Genomic DNA, 3,512 nt, shown 5'->3' on the forward strand with positions numbered 1-3,512 from the left:
TGGTGTTCCTGCCCGTATTTTGAGAACTGTATAGTGGACGCGAGCATCTCTTTGTAGCGATTTTGTTTGTTTTGTTGTTGTGACAAGCTACTAAGGGCAATCGGTGGATGTCTTGGTACCAAGAGCCGATGAAGGACGTTGGAGCCTGCGATAAGCCCCGGGGAGTTGGCAACCGAGCTGTGATCCGGGGGTGTCCGAATGGGGAAACCCAGCTGGCATTCTAAAGCCAGTTACCAGTGCCTGAACACATAGGGTTCTGGAGGGAACGCGGGGAAGTGAAACATCTCAGTACCCGCAGGAAGAGAAAACAATTGTGATTCCGTGAGTAGTGGCGAGCGAAAGCGGATGAGGCTAAACCATGTGCGTGTGATAGCCGGCGTGTGTTGCGTACATGGGGTTGTGGGAGCATTCAGACCTCAATGCCGTGGGGTCGGGGAGTTATAAATCACTGTTGAAGTCGAATCTTCTGGAATGTTGAGCCGTAGTGGGTTATGGCCCCGTAGGCGTAAGACAGTGACTTCCGAGTGTTTTCCCAAGTAGCACGGGACTCTTGAAATCCCGTGTGAATCTGGCGGGACCACCCGCTAAGCCTAAATACTTCTTGGTGACCGATAGCGGACTAGTACCGTGAGGGAAAGATGAAAAGTACCCCGGGAGGGGAGTGAAATAGTACCTGAAACCGATTGCCTACAATCCGTCGGAGCATCCTTCGGGGTGTGACGGCGTGCCTTTTGAAGAATGAGCCTGCGAGTTAGTGGTGTGTGGCGAGGTTAACCCGTGTGGGGTAGCCGTAGCGAAAGCGAGTCTGAATAGGGCGTTTGAGTCGCATGCTCTAGACCCGAAGCGGAGTGATCTATCCATGGGCAGGTTGAAGCGTGGGTAAGACCGCGTGGAGGACCGAACCCACCAGGGTTGAAAACCTGGGGGATGACCTGTGGATAGGGGTGAAAGGCCAATCAAACTCCGTGATAGCTGGTTCTCCCCGAAATGCATATAGGTGCAGCGTCGTGTGTTTCTTACCGGAGGTAGAGCACTGGATGGTCTAGGGGGCTTACCGGCTTACCGAAATCAGCCAAACTCCGAATGCCGGTAAGTGAGAGCGCGGCAGTGAGACTGCGGGGGATAAGCTCCGTAGTCGAGAGGGAAACAGCCCAGATCACCAGCTAAGGCCCCTAAGCGATTGCTAAGTGGAAAAGGATGTGGAGTTGCCCAGACAACCAGGAGGTTGGCTTAGAAGCAGCCACCCTTGAAAGAGTGCGTAATAGCTCACTGGTCAAGTGATTCCGCGCCGACAATGTAGCGGGGCTCAAGCAATCCGCCGAAGCTGTGGCATTCACACTCGTACCCGGTGTCGTCTTCGGACGGCATCCAGGTGTGTGGATGGGTAGGGGAGCGTCGTGCAGCGTGTGAAGCAGCCTAGTGATGGAGTTGTGGATGCTGCACGAGTGAGAATGCAGGCATGAGTAGCGAATGACGGGTGAGAAACCCGTCCGCCGGATGATCAAGGGTTCCAGGGTCAAGCTAATCTGCCCTGGGTAAGTCGGGACCTAAGGCGAGGCCGACAGGCGTAGTCGATGGACAACGGGTTGATATTCCCGTACCGGCATTAACACGCCCCGACCGAACCCGCTGATGCTAAGAACCAGAATCCACAAGGCCTTCGGGCTGCGTGGTGGATGGTTTGACCCGAGGTGGTAGTAGGTGCATTGAGGAGTGACGCAGGAGGGTAGTCCAACCGCGGCGATGGTAGGCGTAAGCTGATCCGCGGGCAAGGTGGTAGGGCGAGGCATAGGCAAATCCGTGTCTCATTGTGCCTGAGAGCCGAGGCGGACCCGTTCAGGGGAAGTGGATGATCCCATGCTGCCGAGAAAAACTTCGCAGTGAGTGTTAGAGCCGCCCGTACCCCAAACCGACACAGGTGATCAGGTAGAGAATACCAAGGCGATCGAGTGAACCATGGTTAAGGAACTCGGCAAAATGCCCCCGTAACTTCGGGAGAAGGGGGACCGGATCCGTTACATCCTTCTCGGGTGGAAGCGGTGATGGTCGCAGAGACCAGGCCCAAGCGACTGTTTACTAAAAACACAGGTCCGTGCGAAGAAGTAATTCGATGTATACGGACTGACGCCTGCCCGGTGCTGGAACGTTAAGGGGACAGGTTAGCTGGTTTCGGCCGGCGAAGCTTTGAACTTAAGCGCCAGTAAACGGCGGTGGTAACTATAACCATCCTAAGGTAGCGAAATTCCTTGTCGGGTAAGTTCCGACCTGCACGAATGGCGTAACGACTTGGGCGCTGTCTCAACCATGGACTCGGCGAAATTGCATTACGAGTAAAGATGCTCGTTACGCGCAGCAGGACGGAAAGACCCCGGGACCTTTACTACAACTTGGTATTGGTGGTCGGTACAACTTGTGTAGGATAGGTGGGAGACTGTGAAGCTCGGACGCCAGTTCGGGTGGAGTCATCGTTGAAATACCACTCTGGTTGTTCTGGCTGTCTAACTTTGGTCCGTTATCCGGATCAGGGACAGTGCCTGGTGGGTAGTTTGACTGGGGCGGTCGCCTCCTAAAAGGTAACGGAGGCGCTCAAAGGTTCCCTCAGCCTGGTTGGCAATCAGGTGTCGAGTGTAAGTGCACAAGGGAGCTTGACTGTGAGACAGACATGTCGAGCAGGGACGAAAGTCGGAACTAGTGATCCGGCGGTGGCATGTGGGAGCACCGTCGCTCAACGGATAAAAGGTACCCCGGGGATAACAGGCTGATCTTCCCCAAGAGTCCATATCGACGGGATGGTTTGGCACCTCGATGTCGGCTCGTCGCATCCTGGGGCTGGAGTAGGTCCCAAGGGTTGGGCTGTTCGCCCATTAAAGCGGCACGCGAGCTGGGTTTAGAACGTCGTGAGACAGTTCGGTCCCTATCCGCTGCGCGCGCAGGAGACTTGAGAAGGGCTGCCCCTAGTACGAGAGGACCGGGGTGGACGAACCTCTGGTGTGCCAGTTGTTCCGCCAGGAGCACGGCTGGTTGGCTACGTTCGGGAGTGATAACCGCTGAAAGCATCTAAGCGGGAAGCACGCTTCAAGATGAGGTCTCCCACCGGGTTAACCGGGTAAGGCCCCCAGTAGACCACTGGGTTGATAGGCCAGAAGTGGAAGCACGGCAACGTGTGGAGCTGACTGGTACTAATAGGCCGAGGGCTTGTCACCAACCCACCGCTTGTGGTGGGACAATGAGACTTGCTGCGTTACAAACGATGATTCGCGTTCACTGTACGGTTCCCGAAATACGGTCAACCCCAGCACACCAACACCCCCACACGCGTGTGGGTGTTGTGACTGGTAGCAGGGCGGTTGGTTGATATTTTCATAGAGTTACGGTGGCCATAGCGTCGGGGAAACACCCAGTCTCCATTCCGAACCTGGAAGTTAAGCCCGACAGCGCCGATGGTACTGCGACCGGGAGGTCGTGGGAGAGTAGGACGCCGCCGGACATTCACACTGTTAAGGGCCACCCCG

Annotated in this window: 2 rRNA genes; both read left to right on the forward strand. The window is 55.8% G+C overall.

From position 1 onward, the window contains the following. The first annotated feature begins 80 nt into the window (after positions 1–80). Positions 81–3,203: ribosomal RNA gene (locus tag AB0H36_RS47875) — 23S ribosomal RNA — on the forward strand. A 166-nt stretch (positions 3,204–3,369) separates the two neighbouring features. After that, positions 3,370–3,487 (forward strand): 5S ribosomal RNA (rrf, locus tag AB0H36_RS47880). Positions 3,488–3,512: the final 25 nt, after the last annotated feature.

Origin of the sequence: Kribbella sp. NPDC050820, from assembly GCF_040653975.1 — a bacterium.
Lineage (GTDB): Bacteria > Actinomycetota > Actinomycetes > Propionibacteriales > Kribbellaceae > Kribbella.